Annotated in this window: 17 protein-coding genes, 1 tRNA gene and 1 pseudogene; 6 read left to right on the top strand and 13 right to left on the bottom strand. The window is 60.5% G+C overall.

Features of this window, described 5'->3' with window-relative positions; genetic code table 11:
* The first annotated feature begins 342 nt into the window (after window positions 1-342).
* Entirely contained in the window at window positions 343-1,272 is a 930-nt protein-coding gene (locus tag HCO70_RS07505) for a LysR family transcriptional regulator (protein WP_172294556.1), read from the top strand.
* Here HCO70_RS07505 and HCO70_RS07500 read toward each other — a convergent pair.
* The 7 genes from HCO70_RS07500 to HCO70_RS07470 form a co-directional block, all read right to left on the bottom strand.
* Window positions 1,260-2,606, bottom strand: coding sequence for a lyase family protein (locus tag HCO70_RS07500; RefSeq protein WP_172294554.1), 1,347 nt, complete (start codon window positions 2,604-2,606; stop codon window positions 1,260-1,262). The two genes, HCO70_RS07505 and HCO70_RS07500, sit on opposite strands and share 13 nt — an antisense overlap.
* Entirely contained in the window at window positions 2,603-4,234 is a 1,632-nt protein-coding gene (locus tag HCO70_RS07495) for an ABC transporter ATP-binding protein (RefSeq protein ID WP_172294552.1), read from the bottom strand. Before HCO70_RS07495 ends, HCO70_RS07500 begins: the two co-directional genes overlap by 4 nt.
* The gene (locus HCO70_RS07490) at window positions 4,231-5,148 is read right to left on the bottom strand and encodes an ABC transporter permease (RefSeq protein WP_172294550.1); all 918 of its coding nucleotides are present in this window, start codon (window positions 5,146-5,148) and stop codon (window positions 4,231-4,233) included. Before HCO70_RS07490 ends, HCO70_RS07495 begins: the two co-directional genes overlap by 4 nt.
* On the bottom strand, window positions 5,145-6,062 hold the full coding sequence (locus tag HCO70_RS07485; protein ID WP_172294548.1) for an ABC transporter permease: 918 nt from the start codon (window positions 6,060-6,062) through the stop codon (window positions 5,145-5,147). Before HCO70_RS07485 ends, HCO70_RS07490 begins: the two co-directional genes overlap by 4 nt.
* A 54-nt stretch (window positions 6,063-6,116) precedes the next feature.
* Window positions 6,117-7,646 carry an ABC transporter substrate-binding protein gene (locus HCO70_RS07480; protein ID WP_172294546.1) on the bottom strand — a complete coding sequence of 510 codons (1,530 nt, stop codon included), beginning with the start codon at window positions 7,644-7,646 and terminating at the stop codon, window positions 6,117-6,119.
* A 243-nt stretch (window positions 7,647-7,889) separates the two neighbouring features.
* Window positions 7,890-7,964 (bottom strand) — tRNA-Gly (locus HCO70_RS07475).
* A 281-nt stretch (window positions 7,965-8,245) separates the two neighbouring features.
* Window positions 8,246-9,250: a LacI family DNA-binding transcriptional regulator gene (locus HCO70_RS07470; protein ID WP_172294544.1), complete on the bottom strand. Its 1,005-nt coding sequence runs from the start codon at window positions 9,248-9,250 to the stop codon at window positions 8,246-8,248.
* A 283-nt stretch (window positions 9,251-9,533) separates the two neighbouring features.
* Between HCO70_RS07470 and HCO70_RS07465 the strand changes: the two genes are divergently transcribed.
* The 5 genes from HCO70_RS07465 (at window position 9,534) to HCO70_RS07445 (ending at window position 17,169) form a co-directional block, all read left to right on the top strand.
* Window positions 9,534-10,472, top strand: a complete 939-nt coding sequence (locus HCO70_RS07465; protein ID WP_172294542.1) for a carbohydrate ABC transporter permease — start codon at window positions 9,534-9,536, stop codon at window positions 10,470-10,472.
* A complete protein-coding gene (locus HCO70_RS07460) occupies window positions 10,465-11,292 on the top strand; it encodes a carbohydrate ABC transporter permease (RefSeq protein ID WP_172294531.1) in 828 nt (275 codons plus the stop codon). Before HCO70_RS07465 ends, HCO70_RS07460 begins: the two co-directional genes overlap by 8 nt.
* 74 nt (window positions 11,293-11,366) lie before the next feature.
* Window positions 11,367-12,641, top strand: a complete 1,275-nt coding sequence (locus HCO70_RS07455) for an ABC transporter substrate-binding protein (RefSeq protein WP_172294529.1) — start codon at window positions 11,367-11,369, stop codon at window positions 12,639-12,641.
* A gap of 39 nt (window positions 12,642-12,680) precedes the next feature.
* Window positions 12,681-16,109 carry a glycosyl hydrolase gene (locus tag HCO70_RS07450; RefSeq protein ID WP_371742170.1) on the top strand — a complete coding sequence of 1,143 codons (3,429 nt, stop codon included), beginning with the start codon at window positions 12,681-12,683 and terminating at the stop codon, window positions 16,107-16,109.
* Entirely contained in the window at window positions 16,096-17,169 is a 1,074-nt protein-coding gene (locus tag HCO70_RS07445; protein WP_172294525.1) for an ABC transporter ATP-binding protein, read from the top strand. Before HCO70_RS07450 ends, HCO70_RS07445 begins: the two co-directional genes overlap by 14 nt.
* A 723-nt stretch (window positions 17,170-17,892) precedes the next feature.
* Here HCO70_RS07445 and HCO70_RS07440 read toward each other — a convergent pair.
* The 6 genes and pseudogenes from HCO70_RS07440 to HCO70_RS07415 all read right to left on the bottom strand — a co-directional run.
* A pseudogene (locus tag HCO70_RS07440) lies at window positions 17,893-18,958 on the bottom strand (IS3 family transposase); the annotation flags it as partial.
* A 196-nt stretch (window positions 18,959-19,154) separates the two neighbouring features.
* Entirely contained in the window at window positions 19,155-20,228 is a 1,074-nt protein-coding gene (locus HCO70_RS07435; RefSeq protein ID WP_172294523.1) for an AI-2E family transporter, read from the bottom strand.
* 118 nt (window positions 20,229-20,346) lie between these two features.
* Window positions 20,347-20,844, bottom strand: coding sequence for a hypothetical protein (locus tag HCO70_RS07430; protein WP_172294521.1), 498 nt, complete (start codon window positions 20,842-20,844; stop codon window positions 20,347-20,349).
* Window positions 20,845-20,887: 43 nt separating this feature from the next.
* Window positions 20,888-21,466, bottom strand: coding sequence for a phage holin family protein (locus HCO70_RS07425; protein ID WP_172294519.1), 579 nt, complete (start codon window positions 21,464-21,466; stop codon window positions 20,888-20,890).
* 180 nt (window positions 21,467-21,646) lie between these two features.
* Window positions 21,647-23,134 (bottom strand): phospholipase D family protein, encoded by a 1,488-nt coding sequence (locus HCO70_RS07420; RefSeq protein ID WP_253913133.1) that lies wholly within the window; start codon window positions 23,132-23,134, stop codon window positions 21,647-21,649.
* 335 nt (window positions 23,135-23,469) lie between these two features.
* Window positions 23,470-24,051: a TetR/AcrR family transcriptional regulator gene (locus tag HCO70_RS07415; RefSeq protein WP_172294515.1), complete on the bottom strand. Its 582-nt coding sequence runs from the start codon at window positions 24,049-24,051 to the stop codon at window positions 23,470-23,472.
* Window positions 24,052-24,066: the final 15 nt, after the last annotated feature.

Genomic DNA, 24,066 nt, shown 5'->3' with positions numbered 1-24,066 from the left:
CGCTTGGCTTCAAGTTTCGGTCGCGGCGACTGGAAGCCCGAGCTCAATGCGCGGGTTCGCTTCGCTGCGCTGCGCGAGTTCTGGCGCCTTAACGCCACTTTAACCGCATGGGATGCCGATGACACAGATGACACACTGGTGGACCGCGAGTGGGAAGAAGTCATTCCCCGAGATCTAGCCTGAACCGCTACCGGAGGCGCTTCAATAGCAAATCCAAGCACATGAGAACTGGGGCGGCGCCAACTGTCGCAAACAAACAAATCGGAACAAAACCGCACCAAACCTTGCAAAAAATGTAATCGGTACCGTATTAATTGCAAAAATCGAAGCCAACAGCGATGCATGAACATCAAGGGCCTACACCTATTCCGCCAGGTCGTCGCGACCGGGTCGCTATCGGAGGCCGCGGATCGGTTGAACCTGTCTCCGTCCGCGGCAAGCCGGCTGCTTTCTCAGCTCGAAAACGAACTGGCGCTGCCGCTCTTTTCCCGGGCCCGGCGTACACTTTCGCTGACCGAAGCCGGCACCAGTTTCTACCAGCAGATCTCTAATACACTGGACGGGATCGATGAGATCCCGTTGATCGCCCGGGACCTGCGCAACCGTACCCGTAACTGGTTGTCGGTCGTTACCGCGGCGCCGCTGGCAAACGGTCTCGTAGTACCGACAATTGCCCGGATCAGGCGGCAAAATGCAGATGTTCAATGCACGGTGCATATCGAGAGCCGGTTCGAGATTGAGAGCAAGGTAGCGGCGCGCGGCTACAACATCGGCCTGATCTCGCTGCCCGTGGAAAATGAGATCATCCCGGTCGATATCATGCCCGTACTCCGCAGCCGGCTTTCAGTGCTGATGCCCGACACGCATCCGTTTGCTCGTAGTGAGGAAATCAGCCCGCAGCAGCTTGCGGAGACACCATTGGTCACGCTGGCAGCGGGTCAGCGATGGCGCAACCGATTAGAAGAGGCAATGGGCGAAGCAGGACTGCGGCCGCAGGTCTCATTCGAAACCGGTTCCACACTGGTGACCGTCGAGATGGTGCGCAACGGGCTTGGCCTGACGCTGATCGACGCGGTGACGCTGCCCGCCTCGGCACAGACTGGGCTGGTGATGCGACCTCTGGAGGGCGATCACTGGATCACCTATGCCAGCCTTCACGCCAAGGGGCCGCGCGCCGACCTGTGTGAGGTGTTCCTAGATGCGCTGTCGGCGCATGTCGAGGAACGGCGCGCCGCCGAACCGCAGACGGCGGAACTCGTCTACCTGATCTGATCCTTCAGCCTGCGTGACAGATCCCGCGCCAACACCGCCGCGTCACCCGCGATACGCACGCTGTCGCCGCAATAGCCGGCGGGGTCGAGCGCGTCGGCGATCTCCTCCGCAGTGAAATGCGCGCGCAGGGCCGGGTTGGCGAGCAGCGCCTCGGTGGGCGTCGCCGCACCCTCGGGCCGGTGATCCAGCGCGTGATGGATCAGGTCATGCGCCTCGGCCCGGCCGGACTTTGGCGCCAGCAGCATCATCAGCCGCTCGGTCGCAATTGCGCCACCGGTCAGGCCAGAATTCCGTTCCATGCGCGCGGTGTCCACGGCGATGCGTCTCAGCAGACCCTCGAACCTCACCGCCATGTCCCACGCCAGCGGGATCGAGCGGTCGGTCACCGAGCCAAGAAGCTGGTTGGTCGCGGAATCTCCTTCGTGGCTCGACCGCCCGGTCTCCATCGCCGGGGCCGCGAGGCAGCGCAATTCGGCGGCATCGGCCAGAACGCGGACCACGTATTTCGGGTTCACCTTGTGCGGCATGGTCGAAGACCCGACGGTGCCGGCGTCCAGCGTCTCGGATATCTCGCCGATCTCCTCGGTCATCAGTAGGTAGAGTTCGGCGGCAATGCGCTCGATGCTCATCGCCAGCAGCGAAAGCTGGACGATGTAATCGGCAAAAAGGTCGTTGATCGCGCGACCCGGAACCAGCAATACTTCCAGTCCGAAGCGCGCGGCAAGCAGCCGATTCAGCTCCTGCCCCTGCGGGCCGAAGGCATGCATAGCGCCCACCGCACCGCCGAAGGGTAACACGAACAGCCGCCGTCCACCGCAGTCGAGGCGGTCTACAGCGCGGGACAGTTCCTCGATCCAGCCAGCAACCTTGAAGCCGAAGGTGATCGGCAGCGCATGCTGCCGATTGGTGCGCCCGGCCATGATCGTTTCGGCATGGGTCTCGGCCAGATCGGCGAGCCGTGCCAGCGCCCCAGACAACGTCCGCCGGATCGCGGCATCCGCCTCTCGGATCAGCAGGATGCGTCCAGTCTGCATAACGTTCTGTGTCGTGGCGCCCCAATGCACCCAGGCCCCTGCCTCGCCCGCAGCCCGGCCCAGCAGGCGCGTCAGCGACAGGATCGGCGCATGGGTGAGCCGGATATCGGCCTCCAGCGCCTCGATCCCGATACGGTCAAGCCGCGCAGCGTCGCGGATGCCCGCCGCGGCGCTTTCGGGGATCATGCCCATCTCTGCCTGCACTTCGGCAAGTGCCGCCTCAACATCCAGCCACGACTGCCAGAGTGTCTCGCGCGCGAAAAGGGTCGCGGGCGTCAGGCCCGGGGTGCTGAGTTTCATTGGGCCACCTTCAGGTCTTCGGCGGTCTCTCCGAACCGCGGTGCCGCCGCCAGCAGGCGCGCGGTATAGTCATTGTCGGGATGTGCCAGCACCGTCTGCGCCGATCCTTCCTCGACGATCCGGCCCTGATACATCACGGCCACGCGGTCGGCGACTTCGTGCACCACCGCCATGTCATGGGTGATCAGCAGGCAGGTCAGCCCCATCTCGGCGCGCAGCTCGTCCAGCAGCTTCAGGATCTGCGCCTGCACAGAAACGTCCAGCGCCGAAGTCGGCTCGTCACAGATCAGCGCCTCGGGCCGCGTTACCAGCGCCCGGGCGATGGCGACACGCTGACGCTGGCCGCCCGACAGCTGCGACGGATAAGCGTGCAGCAGCCGGGGCGGCAGGCGCACATGCTCCATCGCGTCGCGCACTGCCGCCAGTCTCGACGCCTTGTCGCCTTCGCCCCGCAGGACCAGCGGTCGGGCAATGATCTCTGCCAGCCGGCGGCGCGGGTTCAGCGAGGTATAGGGGTCCTGGAACACAGGCTGCACGAATCGCGCGCGCTCGGTCGCCGGGATCTCGGCGAGTGACCGGCCCAGCATCGTGACGTCGCCGGAACTGGCCTCGTCCAGCCCCAGCAGAATGCGTGCCAGCGTCGACTTGCCCGACCCACTTTCGCCGATCAGGGCCAGTGTCTCGCCGCGTTTCAACGCCATGCTAACACCGTCGAGCGCACGGACCTCGCGGCGCGGGCCGAACAGGCCCTTGCGCGAGCTGAAAAGGCGGGTGACGTCGCGCGCCGCGATCACCTCTTCTTCCTTCGGTGCGGCAGCGACAACGCGGCCCGGTGGCCCGTCCAGCCGCGGGATCGCCGCCAGCAGTTTCTTGGTGTAGTCGTGCCGCGGGGCGAACAGCACCTGATTGGCGGCGCCCTGCTCTACCAACTCCCCGGAGTACATTACCGCCACCTTGTCGGTGCGCTGCGCCACCACGGCCAGATCGTGAGAGATCAGGATCAGCCCCATTTGCCGCTCACGCCGCAGCCCGTCCAGCAGGTCGAGGATCTGCGCCTGCACCGTCACGTCCAGCGCCGTCGTCGGCTCGTCCGCGATCAACAGGTCCGGGTCCAGCATCAGCGTCATCGCGATCATCACGCGCTGCCGCTGGCCGCCCGACATCTGGTGCGGGAACTGCGACATCCGGTTTTCCGGATCGGAGATGCCGACGCGTTCGAGCAGGTCGATTGCCTTGCGTCGCGCCTCCCGTGCGGACAGCAGGCCGCGCGCCACCGCCGCCTCGGTCATCTGCCGCCCGATGGTGTAGACCGGGTTCAGCGAGGTCATCGGTTCCTGAAAGATCATACCGATGCGCGGGCCGGCGATGGTTTCGGCAAAAGTCCGGTCGTCCAGCGCGGGCAGGTCCTGTCCGTCGAAGGATAGCCGCGCCGCCTTGCATCTAGCGCTGCGCGGCAGCAGCCGCATCAGCGTCAGCGCGGTCATCGATTTGCCCGAACCGCTTTCACCGACGATCCCCAGCGACTCGCCCTTTTCCAGCGAAAGGGTCACGTCCTTCACCGCGTGCAGGCTGCCGCCGGGCAGCGCCAGCGAGATGTCGAGGTTGCGAATATCCAGAAGCCCGGTCATTCGTTGCGGCCCTCCGGCGAGGTAATGTCGCGCAGGCCGTCGCCCATCAGGTTGGCGCCGATCACCAGCAAGAACAGGCAGATGCCCGGCAGGATCACCAGCCACGGCCGGTAGAACATGGCCTGCTTGCCCTCGGCGATCATCAGGCCCCAGGACGGGGTTGGCGGCTGGATCCCGACGCCGAGGAAGCTCAGCGAGCTTTCGGCGAGGATCGCGATGCCCAGCTCGAACGTGAAGATCACAATGATCGCGCTCAGCAGGTTCGGCAGGATCTCGTGCCAGATGATCTGGCGCGAACTCGCGCCCGACGCCGCCGCGGCGGCAACAAAGTCGAGCGAGCGGATGCGCTGCGTCGCGGCCCGTGTCACCACGAGATAGTAAGTCCAGTGCAGCACGCCGACGATGCCGATCACCACCCAGATCGACGGCCCAATGATAAAGACAAGCGCCATCGCCAGCAGCAGCCCGGGCAGCGCCAGCTGTGCCGTCAGCAGAAAGCTGATGCCATGGTCGATCCAGCCGCCGAAATATCCGGCGATCACGCCCAGCGTAACGCCGATCAACAGCCCCACCGTGGCCGCGCCGAGTCCGATGGTGATCGACACGCGTGTGCCATAGATCAGCCGGCTCAGGTAATCCCGGCCATTCTGGTCGGTCCCCAGGATGTGATCCCAAGTGCCGCCCTCGATCCAGACCGGCGGCAGCATCCGCGACGACAGCGACTGCGCGAAGGGGTCATGCGGGGCAAGTACCGGGGCAAAGATCGCCACCAGCGCGATCAGCAGGATCAGGCCGGCACCGATCAGGAAGCCGGTATGCCCGAACATTCGCTGGCGAAAGATTTGGCCCGGCGTCAGCGCACCGATCTCGCCGTTACCCTCGATGGCAGAAAGGGTGAAGTCAGTGGTGGTCATCCGATCCGGATCCTCGGGTCCAGCGCCGCGTTCAGGATGTCAGCAAGCAGGTTCATGGCCACGAAGACGATGGCGAAGACGAAGATCAGCATCTGCACTGTCGGAATGTCCGCGCCGAGGATCGATTCAAGTGCCAGCCGTCCAAGTCCGTTGATGGCGAAGATGGACTCGGTGATGACTGAGCCGCCGAATTTCTGGCCAAGCTGCACGGCAAGCACGGAAATCACCGGCAGGATCGCGTTACGTAGCGCATGGCGTCGCAAAAGCTGCCAGCCGCGAAAGCCCTTGGACCGAGCGGTGCGGATGTAATCCGCTCCCATCACCTCGATCAGGCCGGTGCGGGTCAGGCGCATCACGGCGGGAACCGAAGACGCGCCAAGCACGAAGGCGGGCAGCACGAAATGCTTCCACGTGTCGTCGCCGGAAACGGGGAAAATCGGGATCATCACCGCGAACAGAATGATCATGATCAGGCCCAGCCAGAAGTTCGGCACCGCCTGAGCGGAAACAGCGACGCCCAGGGCAAAACGGTCGATCCAGCTGTTCGGGTTCAGAGCCGCCAGCGCGCCCAGCGGAATGGCGATCACGATGGTGACGGCCAGCGCCGAGAAGGCCAGCGTGATCGTCTCGTCCGCCCGGTCGGCGACCAGCGCCGCCACCGGCTTGTGCCAGTAATAGCTTTCGCCGAAATCGCCCTGCAGCACCCCGCCGAGCCAGTCGAAGTAGCGGACGCTCAGCGGCCGGTCTAGCCCGTAGCGGGCGCGGATCGCCTCGACCACGTCCGGCGTCGCATCTTCACCGGCGATGGCCTGGGCCGGGTCCGCGGCCACGTTCAGCAGAAGGAACGCGGCCAGCGAAACGGTGAAGGCGACAAGCAGGGCAAGCAGCCCGCGCAGTGCGATGTATCGCAACATGTATTGGGGTCCTCCGGGTCGCGGGGGCCGGTTGCGGCCCCCGCGATTAAGGTGTCACTTCCAGCTGGAATTCTGAAGCCGCGGCAGACCGTCGGGGTCCAGCGGGAAATCCAGTTGGGGCGAGACCAGGTAGTTCGCCGAGTAGGAGAAGAGCGGCGCCCAGTAAGCGTCCTCGGCGATCTTGCCGATGGCTTCGGAATAGATCTCCTTGCGCTTCTCCTGATCCGCCGTCTGTTCGGCAGACAGGACCAGATCGGCCAGCGCCGTGTCGCCCGACATGTTGCGGTCGGATTCCTCGTCGAAGTGGATCCGCGCGATGGCCGCGGTGTCGGCGGTGCCGCCCGAGCCCCAGGTGCCGAAGTAGGCGGGGATCTCACGCGCGGCGCGGGCCTGGTTCAGGCTTTCCAGCTTGACATAGCGCAGGTCTACCTCGATCCCGATGGCGGTCAGATCCGACGCGATGGCTTCAGAGGCCGCCTTGTCGCGATAGGCCCACAGCTCCAGCGGGAAGCCTTCGGGATAGCCGGCCTCGGCTAACAGTTCCTTCGCCTTCTCGGGGTCATAGGGGTATTCAACGACGCTCTGGTCGCAGCCGAACTGTGCCGGGTGACAGGCAGTGTGAATCGCCTCTGCCGACCCGCCGATCAGGTACTCGGCCATTTCCTTGGTGTTGAGCGCGTGATTGATCGCGCGGCGCACCAGCACGTTGGTCAGGGGACCCTCGGGATCAGTGTAGCCGCCCGCGTCCAGCACCAGAAAGCCCACCCGCAGGTCCGGTCCGCTCAGATGTTCGGCCATCGGAGTGGCGCCCAGGCTTTCGGCCAAGTCCAGCGGAACCTTGAACATCCAGTCGATGCCGCCCGACATTAGTTCAGCCTGCTGGGTGCCGACATCCGGGATGTTGCGCACCACGATCTTTTGGATCGCGGGAGCTTCACCGAAGAACTCGTCAAACCGCTCCAGCACCAGTTCGGTGCCCGGCTCGAAGCTGACCACCTTGTAGGGGCCGGTCGCGATCAGGTCGCTGGCCATCGCGTCGCGGTCAATGTCCGCGCCTTCGCCATAGGTGCCGTCCTTGCGGATCATGATCCGGTTGGCCATGTCACGCAGAACCAGTGGATAAACCGATTTCAGGTGGAATCGTACCGATGTCGGGCTAGTAACTTCGGCATTGTCCAGCCAGCGCTCGACCACGCCCGAGGCGTTCGATTCACTGTCGGGATTGTTGATCCAGTTGTAGGAATAGGCCACGTCCTCGGCCGTCAGCGGAGAGCCGTCGTGGAACGCCACGTCGTCGCGCAGCGTGATGTCCAGCGTCATGTCGTCGACCCATTCATACCCGGTCGCGATAGACGGGTTGAACTCCTGCGTCTCGGGGTCGAGGTCGAACAGCGTCGCGTCGGTCAACTGCGCCAGAATGATGTATTCGCGCTTGGTGGTGTAGTTGTAGTCGAGGTTCAGGATTTCCTCGGCCATGGCGATACGGAGTGTATCGTCGTCCGGCCCGGCCGCGGCAGACCCGGTCACGGATGCGAGCGCAACAGCACCCGCGGCGCAAAAAGTGCGCCAGCGTATCATCTGCATGATGATCCTCCCTTTGATCGCCACAAGCCTAGCAATGCGACGATTGTGAAAAAATTGCAAATGTCCGCATGACATATGCAAATTCCGCAACGGAAATACAAATGCCGGTCAACCGTTAAGGGTACTTGTTTGGCGGTGAAGGAACCGGTCGGTGGTTGGGTCGACTGGCGATTTGCACTTGAACTCGCCCCCGTGCCAAACGAAGTGCAACAACTTTGCAGGTGATTGTCGGAAAGGGATTTCTGGAGCGGGCGGCGGGAATCGAACCCGCTTCATCAGCTTGGAAGGCTGAGGTAATAGCCAGTATACGACGCCCGCTCAGCAGTTCGGCTGTCTAATTCATGCTTTCTACAACGTCAAGCCGGCGACGGGCGGCCTTCGGAACGCGCGGAAGCTCTCGCCTGCACTCGCGAGTTCCGGTCTTCTAAAGAGGCCACATTGAAAGTCGACGAGGCATTTTGCTAGAGTCGTCTAAGGCGAAGGGCGGCCTTACGCCGGGCCTCGTACAAGCGACCGTTGATCGACTTTCAATACATCGCAACTCACGAGGCGTCGCAAACCCGGTTCTGAAGCAAGGTAAAAGGTGTATTTACCTCCGGTCAGGCAGTACGCCGTCCAACGAGGGCCACATCCAGCAATCTATGTTCGGCCTCTGCTCGACCGGCTATCCGGTCCAGCATGAGTTCAATCGCCGCTTTGCCCAACCCGATACCGGACTGGTCGACACTGGTAAGGCTGATCTGTGGTAGGGCGGCAGTTGACGAGTTGTCGAAGCCGACTACCGATATATCAGTTGGTACACGAAGTTTCCTTTCTTCCAACGCGGCCAGGAGCCGGATTGCAAGCTGGTCGCTCCAGCAAAAGACTGCCTCTGTAAGCGGCTCCTTTAGCAGCAGGTCGAGTTGTTCACCGTGCAGCGCACCACCCAATTCGGCCGCGCGGACGATCCTGACCTTGTCGGTCAGCCCATGTGTCTCCATCGCGTCACGGTATCCGGTCTCCCGTTGCGTGATGACGCTCGTTTCCTGATTCGGGGTTTTGCCGCTGAACATCACGATGTCGCGCAGACCGCGCGACACACAATGCTCTACCACGAGTTTCGCGCCAGACTCATCATCAGCGTTGACCGTGTCATAGCTGGCTTGCTGGCGGGTATGGTGGCCTATCACCACGGTCGGAATAATGTTGGCAAAACGTTCGATCGTGGATGCAGGCATCTGTGGCGCGACAAGGATGACACCATCCATGTTGTGGTCGATCATCGATTCAAGAACCTGCGTTTCGGTATCGGTCGAGCGGTTGCTGACGCCTATCAGGTTCCGGTACGGCGTGTTGGCAAGGCCGGCCCGCATTCCTTCCATGATGTCCGGAAGGAAAGTGTTTCGCATGTCACTGATGACGGTGCCGAGAGCATAAGTCCTTCCCCGCAATCCCCGTGCCGAGGTGCGTGGGCGGTAGCCTAGTTTATCAATTGAGGCCTGAACGCGTTCGCGCAGAACATCGCTTACACCATACGCATCGCGCAATACTTTCGAAACGGCAGCAATCGACACGCCTGCGTCTTCAGCAACCGTGTAAATCGTAGGTTTCGCTTTCTTTACCATCTTTCTTCGACCGTCCCCTTTGCCCTGCGGCGTGCGCCGCGAAGCGGCCTTTCAGGCGTACACAATTGCCCGAGGTGGTTGCAAGGAATCTTTGTAAAGCGCTTTACGAATCGTCTTGATGTAAAGCGCTTTACACTATACCGTTCCCTGAAAATGAGGTGCGAGTCAGCACCCGCGGATCGAAACGTCGCTAAGGAGGAGGACGACGTGAGGAGGAATTTCATATTCTGTTTCAAAGAGATGCCCCGCAGATTGCATTGCCCTTTGGCCGGGTCCGCCAGACATGTCCTCTGACAGCGCCGCACATGTCGAGGTCACATTCGCCAAACTCGGCAGCAACTCAAAACGGTTGCTAAGCGCCGGCGTGAGCTGGGGATTCGTGCTTCCCGCGATCGCCGTCTATGGCTTCGTCATTGTCTATCCAATGATTGCCGGCACTGGTTTCGCCTTCACAGACTGGGATGGCCTGTCCAACGATCGCAGCTTCGTCGGCCTAGAAAATTTCCGCCGGCTCGCCTCAGATCCACAGGCACGTGCGTCTATATCCACGACACTGGTCATGGCGGGGTCCCTCCTGGTGGCGAAGATTGTCATCGGACTCTTGCTGGCGCTTGCCCTCAATACTCAGATCAGAACCCGGAATTTTCTGCGCATGATCTTCTTCATGCCGGTCGTCCTGACACCGGTAATCATGTCTTTCGTCTGGCGTTACATCTTTTCCAGTAATGGCGCGCTGAACCAACTCCTGGAAGCGGCGGGTCTCGGCAACTGGGAGCAGCAATGGTTGGGCGATCCTGGCTGGGCGCTGTTCTGCGTCATCTTCGTTACGAGTTGGAGTCAGGTCGGCCTCGCCATGGTCATCTTTCTCGCAGGTCTGCAGAAGGTGCCGGAAGAACTGATCGAAGCCGCTAAGATCGACGGGGCCGGTCCGGTCCGCCGCCTTTGGTCCGTAATCCTTCCCATGCTCGCACCAGCCATGACGGTGAACGTGGTGATCGCTTTGATCACCGGCCTTAAGTTCTTTGATCAGATCTACGTGCTGACCGCAGGTGGCCCAGGGTACGCCACCGAAACCATGTCGACCATCATTTACAAGACGAGCTTTCAGTTCGGGGAGTTTGGATACGGCTCCTCCATCGCGCTCGTCTTCGCGATCATCGTCGCCACCATCGTCTATTCCGCCACGTACCTTCTGAAAAAGCGGGAGATCGAGCATGTCTAAGCGCTACACCATCGGCAGCTTTCTCCTGGAAATCGTGATGATTGCTGTCGCTGCGGTTTTTGCCTTCCCGATCTACATTCTGATCGTCCTGGCCTTTAAGTCCGAGGAGAACTGGCGCGAAGCACCGCTCAGTGTTCCGCTCGATCCGTATCTCGGAAACTTCTCGGCCGGTTGGTCGCAGGCCTACCTGGGCGACGCGATCTTCTCAAGCGCGCTAGTAGTGATCTGCAGCCTGCTGGTCCTTGTTGCGATCGGAGCGCCTGCCGCCTACTTCGTGGCACGCTGTAAACCTCGGTTGGGCTACGGGCTCTATGTTTTCTTCCTCGCTGGAATGATCCTGCCGTTCCAGTTGGCACTTATCCCGCTCTATCAGACGATGCGCGACATTCAATTGCTGGGGTCGCCGGCGTCGCTGGTACTATTCTATGCCGGGCTGCAGATGCCGTTCACTATCTTCCTTTACGCGGGTTTCATCAGGACAATCCCCCGCGCCTATGAAGAGGCGGCAAAGATCGACGGGGCCGGAGAACTACTGACCTTCGTGGCGGTCGTGATGCCTTTGCTTCGTCCGATCACCGGAACGGTTTTGATCCTGAACGGCGTTTTCATCTGGAACGACTTTCTGACTCCCCTGCTGTATCTCAGCGGATCGGACTGGGCCACGGTGCCGGTCGCGATTTTCTCGTTCGTGGACCAATACGTGACCGAATGGGGAACAATTTTCGCCGCGCTCCTGATCGGTGTCCTGCCGGTCCTGGCAACCTTCCTGGTGCTTCAGCGCAGCATGATCCGCGGATTTGCAAGTGGTGTGAAGGGTTAGCGAATTCGACTGCTCCCAGGGAGGGGAGCAGGAAACAGCGCCATGCGGCGCAACCTACAAATGGGAGGTTTGACATGATCCATGAACTTAAACCGACGCTACGGCGTCGGTCCCTGCTGAAAGGGATGGGCGCCGCCGCGCTGGCGACACCCTTCACCAGTCGGCTGGCGCTCGCCGAAGACTATAATTTGCGCGGTTATGTCCAGAGCACATGGCGGCCCGCCTTTGAAGAACTGGTACCTCGCTTTCTAGAAGCTAATCCTGGCTCGCGGATGCGGCTGAACTACGCCAGCACCGACCAGCTCCACACCACGGCGCGTGTACAGCTGTCGTCAGGCACCGCGGCGGATGTCTTGTCTGTTTGGGCAGGAAGCGGCAACCCCATGGGTTGCCAGGTCCTGGCCGAGGCAGGCTATCTGGCCGATTTGTCGGGCGAGCCTTATTCGCAGAATATTCCCGACGCCTTCCGACCGGCGATGTCCTTCCAGGATAGCGTCTATTACTATGCGCCCATCGTTTCGATGATCGGTCTCTACGTGAACAATGAGGTGCGTGACGAGTTTGGGATCGAACAGCCCAAGACTTGGTCAGAGTTCATGGCCGTATGCGAGAAGGTCAAACAAGCGGGCAAGGTGCCTGTGTCGCTGGGCACAGGTACAGGATTCATCACGCAGCTCATTCCCTACGCGCTCGTTGCGACGCTGGTCTACGGCCGCGATCCTTCATTCCCGGACAAGATGCAGTCCGGTGAGGCGACATTTGCCGGCTCTGACGGCTGGGTCGAAGCGATGGAGAAATATGTTGAGATGCTTGAGAAGGGCTATTTCAACGACAACCCAAATGGGACTGCGGTCGAAGAACAGCTTCAGATGGTAGCCACCGGTGAGGCGGCCATGACCATCGTTGTTTCCAGCCAGAACGCCTCGATCTTCCGCTTCGCCGGACATCAGAACTTCACCGTCTGGCCGCTTCCTGGCAGCGATGATCCGGAAGAAACCAACATCCCGGCAAACCCCAGTGCGGGGTTCGGCGTCAACGCGAACGCCGAGGACGTGGAAGGTGCCAAAGCATTTCTGCAGTTCCTAGCTTCGCCAGAAATCGATACCGAGCTTTCGCGGATCCAGGCGCTGCCAAGCCTGAACCAGGTCAGCGCGACTGATCGTGATCCGATCTTTGCCGAGATGCTGGCGAAGATCGATGAGGGTAAGAGCGTTCCCTATATGGACACACGCTGGCCCAACGTGCGCGTGCAGCAGACTTTGTTCAGTGGCGTCCAAGAACTGCTTGGCGGGCAGGCGAGCGTCAACGACATGCTGTCCCGCATGGATGAAGCCTACCAGTCAAGCTGATCCCAAAACTTCTATTAGATCAAACATCCGCGGCCCGTCATGATGCCGGGCCGCGGACAAATTCGGCTAAGGTACATGACAGTCAAGACAGAAGCAGAGCATCCCCTACTGAAGGCTTTCCGCTGTCCTCCGGAGGACGCGAAACCGCGTGTCTGGTGGCACTGGATGAACGGGAACGTCACCAAAGAAGGTATCGCCTTGGACATCGACTGGATGGCAAAGGTGGGCGTCGCGGGGTTTCACGCCTTCGATGCGGGCCTGTATACACCGCAAGTCGTAGAAAAGCGTCTTAGTTATATGGATGACGGTTGGCGCGACGCCTTCCGATTTGCCCTGTCCGAGGCCGAGAAGCATAGCTTTGAAGTTGGCATCGCTGCGTCGCCGGGCTGGAGTGAAACCGGTGGTCCATGGGTAACGCCGGAACAGGCAATGAAAAAGCTCGTCTGGACCGAGACCGCAGTTAGCCCGGACGATGTCGGAACGGTGGTTCTGTCTCGTCCCCATGAAACCTCGGGCTCTTTCCAGAACTTCCCGAACCCAGGGCATTCCGCGTTCGGACAAACCGATCTCAGCGAGGAGGAACGCTATTACGAGGATGTCCGCGTGATCGCCTTCCCACTGCCGGATGCGGAAGCCACTTCGCTGAACGTGACTTCGGTCCACAGTAATGACGGCCCGATCGCCGCCGAGAAGCTGTGCGATAACGACTATGTCGGTGCCATTTCGATCTCTGTTCCCGAAAGTGACGAAGCATGGGTCGAATTCGACCTGGGCGAGGCACGGACAATCAGGGCGGTGTCAGTTGCGATGGCGCCGGAGAATTGGGCACGGCCAAAGGTCCGCCGTCCCGCTCCGCGCCTTGGCTGGCTGGAAGCCAGCACCGACGGCAAGGTCTACCAGGCGCTGGCCGACATACCCGGCTACGAACTCGGCCGCAGTTCCGCCCCACAACACACAGTGTCTCTGCCAACTACCACGGCCCGATATTTCAGGCTCCGCCTGGCTTCGCCGCCGCGGGATGCTGACCACAGGACCGCTCTGTTTCCCCCCGAGAAGACAAAGATCCAGCAACATATGCTGTCGCAATTTGTCCTACATCAGGGCGCAAGGTTAAACCGTTTCGAGGAAAAGGCCGGCTTCGGTACGCTCATGGATTACTATGCCGCGCCCGGTCACTGCGCGGAACCGGCAGCCACGGTGAGTGTGGATCAGGTGATTGACCTCACACACAAGATGCGGCCCGACGGTACGCTAGACTGGCGACCGGGGGCCGGCCGATGGATGGTACTGCGCATCGGCATGTCGCTTGTCGGAACCAAGAACCACCCTGCATCGCCCGAGGCCACTGGACTGGAGGTCGACAAACTCAACCGCGACCACGTGAAGACCTATCTCGACCGGTATTTCCGCCTTTACGAGAACGCCGGCGGGTTTGAGCTCGGCAAATTCGGGATAAACGCCGTCGTTACCGACAGCTGGGAAGCAGGAATCCAGAACTGGACCCGTGGCTTCGCAGAGGAGTTTCACGCCCGCAGGGGCTACGATATCCAAGGGCACCTTCCCGCACTCTTCGGCTGGATCGTCGGCAGTGACGACGCAACGGAGCGATTTTTATGGGACTTCCGCAAGACGATCGGCGAAATGGTTGTAGACAACCACTATGGCCAGATCAGGGAGAGCCTCGATGAGCGCGGCCTGATACATTACGCCGAGTCGATGGAGCGGGAACGTCCGACGCTTGGCGATGGCATGGCCTTCAAGAAACGTTCCGATGTGCCTATGGGCGCGTTCTGGACCCGGCGTGCCGAGAATGAGGACATGCCCAATTACGGTGTCGACCTGCGTGAATCCGCATCTGTCGCGAACGTCTACGGCAAGAAATTCGTCGCCGCTGAATCTCTTACAACAAATGGAACCACCAACGGCTGGAGTGACTCTCCACGCACACTTAAGCCCTTTGCCGACCGGATGCTGGAGCTTGGTGTGAACCGGTTCGTGATGCACACGTCCGTCCATCAGCCCTTGGCCGACACTCCGCCGGGATTGACGCTCGGACCGTATGGCTATTGCTTCAACCGGCACGAGACCTGGGCTCACTGCGCCAAGGCCTGGGTGGACTACATTACTCGCTGCAGCACCTTGCTGCAGTTTGGCCGGACAGTTGCCGACATCGGCTTTCTCTACGGTGAGGAAGGACCGATCACGGCAGTGTATGTCGAGGAGGATCCCCGCGAGGTTCCCGAGGGATATACCTATGACTTCATCAACAACGACGCACTCCACAGCGAGCTGAGCGTTGAGGATGGAATGATCACCGCCAGAACCGGCGCCCGTTACGCCGTTCTCTACGCGGGCGGCCAGTCCTGCCGCATGACGGTGGCTACGGTTGAAAAGCTTCGTGCCCTGGTCGAGGCGGGTGCCACCCTGATTGCCGAGCGTCCGATCGGTAGCCCCAGCCTTGCCGACAGAGATGAGGATTTCACAGCTGCCTGCGATGCGCTGTGGGGATCCGGCGGACCGTTATTGTCGCGTGGTGTCGGTCGCGGGCGAGTCTGCTCAGGGAAACCGTTGGCCAGGATACTTGATGATCTCCGGCTTGAGCGGGACTTCGATTACAGCCGTACGGACGCAGCCACGCGCCTAGCCTACTTACACCGGAGTGCCGACGGGACAGATCTCTATTTCGTTCGAAACACACAGGCACGCCGCGAAGCGACTGAACTGAGCTTCCGAGTGACAGGTCGGGAGCCAGAGGTTTGGTGCCCTGTCACCGGAAAGACCCGCACGGCCAGTTATCGGATTGGAAAAGAGCGCAGCTATGTCCAGTTGATACTTGAGCCCAACGAAACCGTCTTCGTCGTTTTCTCCCGTCCGGCCGAAAGGACCGAACACGTAATACCGCAGCCGGTCATAAACACACTGCAAGAAATACATGGCCCCTGGACGGTGCAATTCCAGAAAGGGCGTGGAGCGCCGGACAACGCCGAGTTCGATCGCCTATACTGCTGGACCGAACACGCCGATCCCGGTATCCGCCATTTCTCGGGGACGGCCACTTACCGGTCCCGGATCGACATCCCGGCAAAAAGGGACCGCGAGCGGTTGATCATCGACCTGGGAGAGGTCCGCGAAATCGCGGTCCTGCGTGTCAACGGCTTGGAAATCGCTCAGCGCTGGACCTATCCATATCGCTTTGACATTACCGACGCAGTTCGAGTGGGGGTCAACCAGCTCGAAATCGAGGTCACGAACCTCTGGCGCAACCGCCTGATCGGCGATTGCCGGAGCATCGGCAGCAAGATCACCCACACGGCCTTCCCGGTCTACACCGCCGCTTCGGAACTGATCGCTTCAGGCTTGCTCGGGCCCGCAAGGCTTCAATGTTGGTCCAAAGACGGTGGGAAAGAGGACTGCGCCGAGGCGTTGAACACAAAACAAGAAAAGGAAACCGCAAATGGCATCCGTTGAGTTCCGGAACCTGCGCAAGTCATTCGGGGCTGTCGAAGTCATCCATGGCATTGACCTGCAGATCAACGAGGGCGAGTTCCTTGCGTTGGTCGGACCTTCCGGATGCGGCAAGTCAACACTGTTGCGGATTCTCGCCGGCCTCGAGGAAGCGACGTCCGGCGACATCGTAATTGATGGCCAGGTGGTGAACACCGCCACGCCGCGTCAGCGGAACATCGCGATGGTGTTCCAGAACTATGCGCTCTACCCGCATATGACAGTGGCGCAGAACATGAGCTTCAACCTGCGTATTTCGCGGCTGTCGAAGGCAGAAATTGAAAAACGTGTCACCGACGCGGCGAAACTGCTGGAACTTGAACCCTATCTCGACCGGCGCCCGGCGCATTTGTCAGGGGGTCAGCGCCAGCGTGTCGCGATGGGCCGCGCGATCGTACGCAACCCGGCGGCCTACCTGTTCGACGAGCCGCTGTCCAACCTAGACGCCAAGCTCCGTGTCCAGATGCGGACAGAGATTAAAGCCCTGCATCAAAAAGTCGGAACGACCTCAATCTACGTCACTCACGACCAGATCGAGGCAATGACCCTCGCCGATCGGATCGCCGTCCTGAAGGACGGTCACATCGAACAGGTCGGCACACCGATTGATCTGTACCGAAATCCGGCAAACAAATTCGTTGCCGGTTTCATCGGTTCGCCGTCTATGAATTTCATCGATTGTCGTGTGCGCAGAACGACCGCCGGTCTGCAGGCAACCCTCCCCGGTGGCAATGAGATAGCGCTGCCGAATGGTCTCGACGTCCGGCAGGACAAGGAAATCACGATAGGTTTGCGTCCGGAAGACCTGCGTCCGGGAAAGGTCGGATCCCAGATCTCTGGAAAAGCACTCTTTGTTGAGCCTACCGGGGCACAGACTTTCGTCCAGTTCGAAAGTGACGGAATACAAATGATGGCCGTCATCGACGGCAGCGAAGACGTCCAAGCCGGTCAGCCGTTTTCAGTTTCGCTGGATTTTTCCCGGATTCATGTCTTCGACAAAGATACCGCGAAGCGATTGTACTGAGGAATGCGCAATGGTTACTTTGCCATAACAACCAGTCGCGCGCGGTACGATCGTGCTTCAATAGATAAATGTTCGCGTTTTTGGCCGCACCACCCAGTATCTTATGCGTCCACAGTGTCCGTAATGGGCGGAAAGCTGACCTTCTCTACACTAGCAAACGGGTCAACCAGTTTTTGCCATAGCCGCCATTCGCATCATATCCATGTTATAGTTTCACCACTGGATTTCTGAAAAAGGGGCGTAAATCGCCGATAGCCTTTTTTATTTTATGCTTTTTGGTTCTACCGCCTCAGGGTCAAGACCTGCTTCGAGCTAGTCTAAGGCAAGTCGGAGTTCAGATATTGCCGCTCGAATTTCGGTGTATGGCTCGGCTTGGCTTTTCTCATTTCCGTCTTCAAACGAAACAATCTTAAACACCGCCATGAAACGAGTTTCTGCGTCTGGGTCGGCAATGTCAGAAAGTTCAGCGAGCTTGTCCTTGTCGAGATCAAGCACTTTCACAGCAGACTTTGGCAGCATTGCTGCCAAGCATTCAGCGTTGTGCTTGAGCTGTCTGGCTAGGCTTATTTTGTCGTTGTCACAGCTTTTTGCGAGGCTCGAATGACTGACCTTCCCCCGCGACAAGGGTCGGGGTGATCCAGAATCTTCCGGTTCGGTTTGAGTGTTGAGCGACAGCGTCGAGACCGCAAGAGTCTCAAGTTTTTGCGCGGTGGTTTTCGTCAGGAACTCCGTGGGTGAGAGATATCCGAGCGCCGAATGCGGGCGCTCTATGTTGTAGTCGTGGCGCCACCGGCCGATCTCCTCGCTGGCGTGTCGTAGCGAGTGGAACCAGTGCAGATTCAGGCATTCGTCGCCGAATCTGCCGTTGAAACTCCCCACGAAGGCGTTTTGCACGGGCTTGCCGGGCTCGATGAACCGAAGGCGCACACCGCGGACCGCACGGACCAGTCGAACATGGCCTTGCTGGTGCCTCCCGGTCCGTTGTCCAGGATGATCTCCCCGGGAAGCCCTAACCGCGACGCCAAGTTGCCGAAGGCACTTGCCACCCTGGCGCCCGGGTTCGACAAGTCGACAATCTGGCTGGGGCAGAACCGGCTCTGATCATCGGCGATGTTGAGCACGCGGAAGCGCCGACAATCCGTCAGTTGGTCGCCGACGAAGTCCATTGACAATCGCTGCATAGCACTCCCAAGCACCTGAGGGGCGATACGGTCACGCCTCGGCAGCTTCCGTCGCCTCTTGGTCCGGACCTGCAGGCCCTGCTCGGTGTAGAGCCGATAGCTCCGCTTGTGGTTCACGACCAGACCTTCCCTCTGCAGCATGGCATGCAGGCGCGGCTTGCCATAGCGCCGGCTATCGGACGCCAGTTTCTTCATGCGCTTGATGGCCGCCACATCGTCCTTCGGTATGGGGCGGTATTGCTGCACCGACCGAGACAACCCAACGATTCGACAGGCCCTACGTTCGCTCAGATCCATCTCGCCAATCAGAATCCCCACAGCTTAGCGCTTGGCCATGGGTGTGACCAGTTTTTTGCAAGCAGTTCCTCCATCGACGACATGTCCAGCACCTGGTCCGCGACGATCCGCTTGAGCTTAGCGTTCTCGATCTCAAGCTCGTGCAGCCGCGTGGCTTCGGACGCATCCATGCCGCCATATTTCTTCCGCCACGTATCGAATGTCGCCGCGCTGATGCCATAACGCCGACAGATGTCGTCCGTCCCGGCACACGCCTCACTTTCCTTCAGTACGCCGATGATCTTTTCTTCCGTGAAACGCTTCCGCTTCATGGGTCTTCATCCTTCGCCTATTCAAAGGTGGAAAATTCCAGTTCGCAATGGTCCGGAAATCGGGGAGAAGGTCAAATTAAGTGGCCCCGAAATAGGGGCAATGACACAGTTTCCCCGCACCGAAGCAATGCCGTTCCAAATGAACGCAGAACCCTCGGTTGCCTTCCCACCTAGGCATTCGGCTATCCTTGAATCGTCAGTCCGAGCGCTCGGATCCGTCAAGTATACCGTCGCTGGACAAAAGGACCGCCACCCAGCGCATCGATGGCATCTCGGCGCAGATCACCATGGTCATCACTGTCAGCGGCATCGCTAGAAACGCGCCCAGTCCGCCCCACATCAGCGCCCAGAACGCCAGCGCGACCATGACCATGAAAGTGCTCATGTTCAGCGATTTGCCCTGCATCATCGGCATGATCACATTGGCGATGAACTGGTCGGACCCGCCATAGACGATGAACACGATCAGGAACGGCACGTAGCTGTCGAACTGCAAGAGCGCCACCATCGACGGCAGGAACACCCCGATAAACGCGCCGATATTCGGAATGAATCCGACGATGAACACGATCACCGCCAGAAGCTCCGCGAAATCCAGCCCGATCGAGACGAAGACCAGATAGGCGACCGCGCCGCTCATCGCGCTGGTGACGGCATTGACCCACATATACTGTTTCACGCCCGTCGAGATCCGCGAGAACAGGCGGTTCAGCTCTACCGCGCCCTGCTCGGTCGAGGACAGGCGTGGCAGCTTTCGGGTCCAGGTCGACCGTTCCGAGATCAGGAACCCAAGGTACAGTGCGATCAGTGCAATGGTCGTGACATTGCCGGATAGTTCATTCAGCAGAATTGCCAGGAAAGAACCGATATCCAGCCCCGCCACGGTCTGCCGGATCGGATCTATCGCCTCGGCTCCGAAGACCGCCTCCAGCTCCAGGGCAATGACCTGCAAACGCTCTGCGTAGCGGGGCAGCGCCTCGGCGATCTCGTCGCTGGAATTCGCGAATACGAGGCCGAAGAACCAGAGGCAGGCGATGGCGATGAGCACGGCGGCGATGCTGGCCAGCCAGACGGGCAGCGTCCTGCCGGCAATCGGCACCCGGCATAGCCTGTCCACGAACGCCATGGCAAGGATGTAGATCAGCGCCGTGATCGCCAGAGGCTTTAGAAAGCCCTGCCCGAACCAAAGCAATGCGATCAGCATCGGCAGCGCCACGATAATCTTGAACCAGTCCGGCCCGGGGACTGCGGCGGCTGCCTTCGTGTCCATCGATTTCCCTTGCCTCGCCCTGCGTGCGCCCGGCGGCGCCGGTTCCTACCGGCTGACCGGTTCAGGCCCGCGGCGCACCGCCGGACCGTTCAGACCACGCAAATGCAGGATTAGCGACTTACGGGCAATTATCGAGCACATACTCGCCATCGCGGACCGACAACATTCCGCTGCGCATCATCTGGGCCACAGCCTGTGCCGCTTTGTCCGCCAGACTTGCCCGCATCCGCTCCACGACATCGGGCGAGGCGCCGTGTTCTTCGGCCGCCTGCGCCAGCACGTCCTCCAGCCCCGCAAAGACCGAGATCTTGCAGTCCGCGCGCAACAGCGTCAGGCGCACCATTTCCCGCCAGTCCGACTCCGACAGCTTCGCCAGCAGCGCCTCGGCGTCATCGCCGGTCGCCTCGCGCAGCTGACAATCAGACAGCTCGGCGCTGGCATCGGTGGCGGTCAGCGCGCAGCCGAACGCATTCTCACCGTTGCGGACCAGGATCCGGCCGCCCTCGGTGACTGCCAGCGCCTCGATTCCGAGGCTCGGATCGAATTCCTGCGCCGTCGCGGTAAGCGCGAGACAGGCAGCCGCAAGCGCCGCCGCGCCAATTCGTTTGAAGGGCATTTTGGAACCTCCCGCTGTCAGCCATGATCCGAGCAAGCGTCGGTCACTGAGGCTTGGGTTTCTCTGCCGCGCTCGGTGTCGCAGGCGCTGGCGAGGGCTGGGCCAGCGGTGCTGCGTCCGGACCGGGTGGCGGCGGATTCGCGGCGGCGGCCGACCGGGCCGCGCTTTCCGCAGCCGCCGCGGCCTGCTCGGCCGCCGCAACCGCGCGCTGCGCATCCTGCTCAATCTCCTCCTCGCGTTCCTTCTTGTTCTCCCGAAGCTCCTTGAACACGTAGATCGGAATCAGGATCGTGGCGATGATGGCGCCCAGCCAGACCAGCAGCGTCGCCGCCAGCAGGTTGGCAATGCCGCCAATCTCCATTTTCGGCATCAGCATGTTGGTCACCAGCAGGCCAAAGAAGATGGTTACAAGGGCGATGCCCCCGACCAGTTGCGGCATCTGCTTCAGCGACAGCTTGGTAACGAGCGGCCCGGCAAAGGTCTGGAAGGCCGAGAAGATCAGGACGGCCACCACGAAGGCCAAAAAGTCGATGTGAAAGCCGGGAAGTATCAGCGTGGCGACCAGGAGACCCGCGCCATTGGCCAGCAAGTATGCCGCGGTGGAGATGAGGAACTTGATCATCGAGCGTCCTCCAGAATTGAAAAATACACACACAACCACGCGAACAGCCGCCGCAGCGAAGTCGCGAACTGTCTCAGTAAGTTAGAGCATCGTTGTAACGACCCAGCATGTCCAGAGTTGATTGGTAAGCCCGTATTTCAACTTCGGGCACCAATCCGTCCGAGCCACTCCGATTGCGCCCTATAGCATCCACTCGATGGGCAGCCAGCTCATGAACTTGACCACCCCACGCTTGAACGCAGTGGTGTTGGGCTCGTGGTCGTAGGTGGTGATCTCGCCCGACTCCTCGGTCTCGGTCCATTCCAGCGATCCGTCCCCGGTCAGCTTCACCTCGTAGAAAAGCCCGTCCCGGTGCAGCACCTCGGCCAGCCGTTGCGCCAGATCCGGGCTTTCGATCAGGAACCCCATCTCAGTGTTCAGCCGCGCGGACCGCGGATCAAAGTTGAACGAGCCGATGAAGATCCGCTGGTCGTCGATGGCGAATGTCTTGGCATGCAGGCTGGACAGCGACCCGTGCAGCATCTGAGCCAGCGAGCTATCGGGCTGCTGATCCGGGCTTGCGCGCAATTCCAGCACTTCGACCCCGTCCTCCAGAAGATCTTCGCGATAGCCCATCCACGCGCTGTGAACCGGGGAGACGTCCGTCGCATCCAGCGAGTTCGTCAGCAGCCGCACCTCGACGCCGTTCTGTGCGAATCCGCTGATCAGCTCTGTGCCCCGCTCCCCGGGAATGAGATAGGCGGAAACGAGGCTCAGCTTCGACTCCGGCGGTTCCAGATTGGAGAACAGGCGATAGATCATCAATTCCTGATCCGTCGTCTTTGCCAATCCCTTCGCTGGGTCGTCAGTGTAGAGCGTCACATCGGTCCATTCGAAATCCAGTTCGCCATTGGCAAGTTGCTGGATCGCTTGCGAATTCTTCACCGCTTCCAGGTAATCCGACCCCGTGGCGCTCGCACGTGCGACCGCGACGGCATCGGCCATTTCCTGCAGCCCACCGTCAGTTTCCGCCAGCACCAATTCGGCTGGATAGCTTGAACCGCTGGTCCAGTAATCGTCGAAATTCTCCGCGACATCCCCGGCGGCGTCGCCGATCGCGAGGGTATCGAGATCGAAATACGCGGTGCCCTCGCCATAGGAGAAATAGATATCGCCAATATTCCGGCCGCCAATGATCGTCGCAGCACCGTCCGCCGTCATCGACTTGTTATGCATCCGACGGTTCAGACGCGGGAAATCGAAGAGGTAAGAGGCAAGCTTGGGCGAGCGCAGCGTGAACGGGTTGAACAGGCGGACCTCGATGTTCTCCTCGGCATTGAGCGCGGAAAGCACGTTGTCGAGGCCCGGAACACCATTGTCGTCCAGCAGCATGCGGACGCGGACGCCCCGGTCGGCGGCCCGCTTCAGGGCATCCAGAAGCAGCCAGCTGCTCGTGTCCATCTGCCAGATGTAATACTGCACATCGATGGAGTTTTCGGCAGCATCAGCCAGCAGGATGCGCGCCGCCAGCGCATCGCGGCCGTCGAACAGCGGATAGACCCCGCTCTGATCCGGGTGCTCCGCATCCAGCGGCAGGATCGACGCGCCCAACATGGTTTCTTCGGTCGCGGGTATGGCGACGGAGGCGGTTTCCATCGGCAGTTCCGGTAGTGGAAACAATAAACGCATCAGTAAAATGCCGGTCGCCGCGAAAACGACTACAATTAAAAGAACTTTGATCGCCCGCATCTGGATCCTCTCTGTTTCCGCCGCCTTCGGTCCCTGTACACTATTTCCTTGGAACGCGGCCTAGAAAATGCGGTCGGCCTTGCTGTCGGGAATGGCACCAAGGTGTGTCAATCAGAACTGGTGCTAGATCCGAGTTTTCGGCGCGTGATCCGATCGCGAATACCGGAACAACCCGATTGAAGCATGACGGCATTCAGCAGGCTGCTGCGCTCTCTTAGGCGGATCTAATTGACATGCACAGCAAAAACAAAACCTCCGCCCATCTGACCATTGAATCAATGGGACGCATCAACTGCGGGCAAAACAACGGCAAGGAGCCGCTCTGTTAGTCCATGAGTGTTCGGTTCCCTCAAAACAAGAAGCCGCTGGAATACTGTACCGAAGATAACGTCCAACAGAAACTGCACACCGCTCTCTCCGCCGTCCGGCAGTGCCCGGCCCAGGGCCGCCGCGCCCGAGGCGCGCCAGGGGTGAACGTACCTGTCGCGGAAACTCCGCGCCATGACCGGGTCGTCTCCGCCCGTTGTTATGGCCGCGAAGATGACGATCGAGGCGAGCGGGCGTGAGAATGTATCGATTACCTGGTCGATAGTCGCTTCGACATCACTGCGGGGATCGCCCGTTTCCGGCACTGGGCCGATGGAGATCTCCGCCTCCGCCGCCTCTAACACCAGTTCGCCCTTCGTCGTCCACCAACGATAGATTGTGGCTTTGCTGACACCGGCTTCCTCTGCCACGGCCTCCATCGTCAGCCGCTGATACCCGTCCGCCAGAAGGCGTCGCCGCACGGTGCCAAGTATTGCGTCCCGCGAGGCGCGGCTCCGCGGGCGTCCGCGCTTCGGTCGTTCGTCGCTCATCCGGCTCCGCTCACA

The organism is Pseudoruegeria sp. HB172150 (genome assembly GCF_013184805.1).
Taxonomy (GTDB): domain Bacteria; phylum Pseudomonadota; class Alphaproteobacteria; order Rhodobacterales; family Rhodobacteraceae; genus Psychromarinibacter.
Note: the sequence above shows the minus strand (reverse complement) of the source record. Positions and strands in the feature narration are given on the sequence as shown.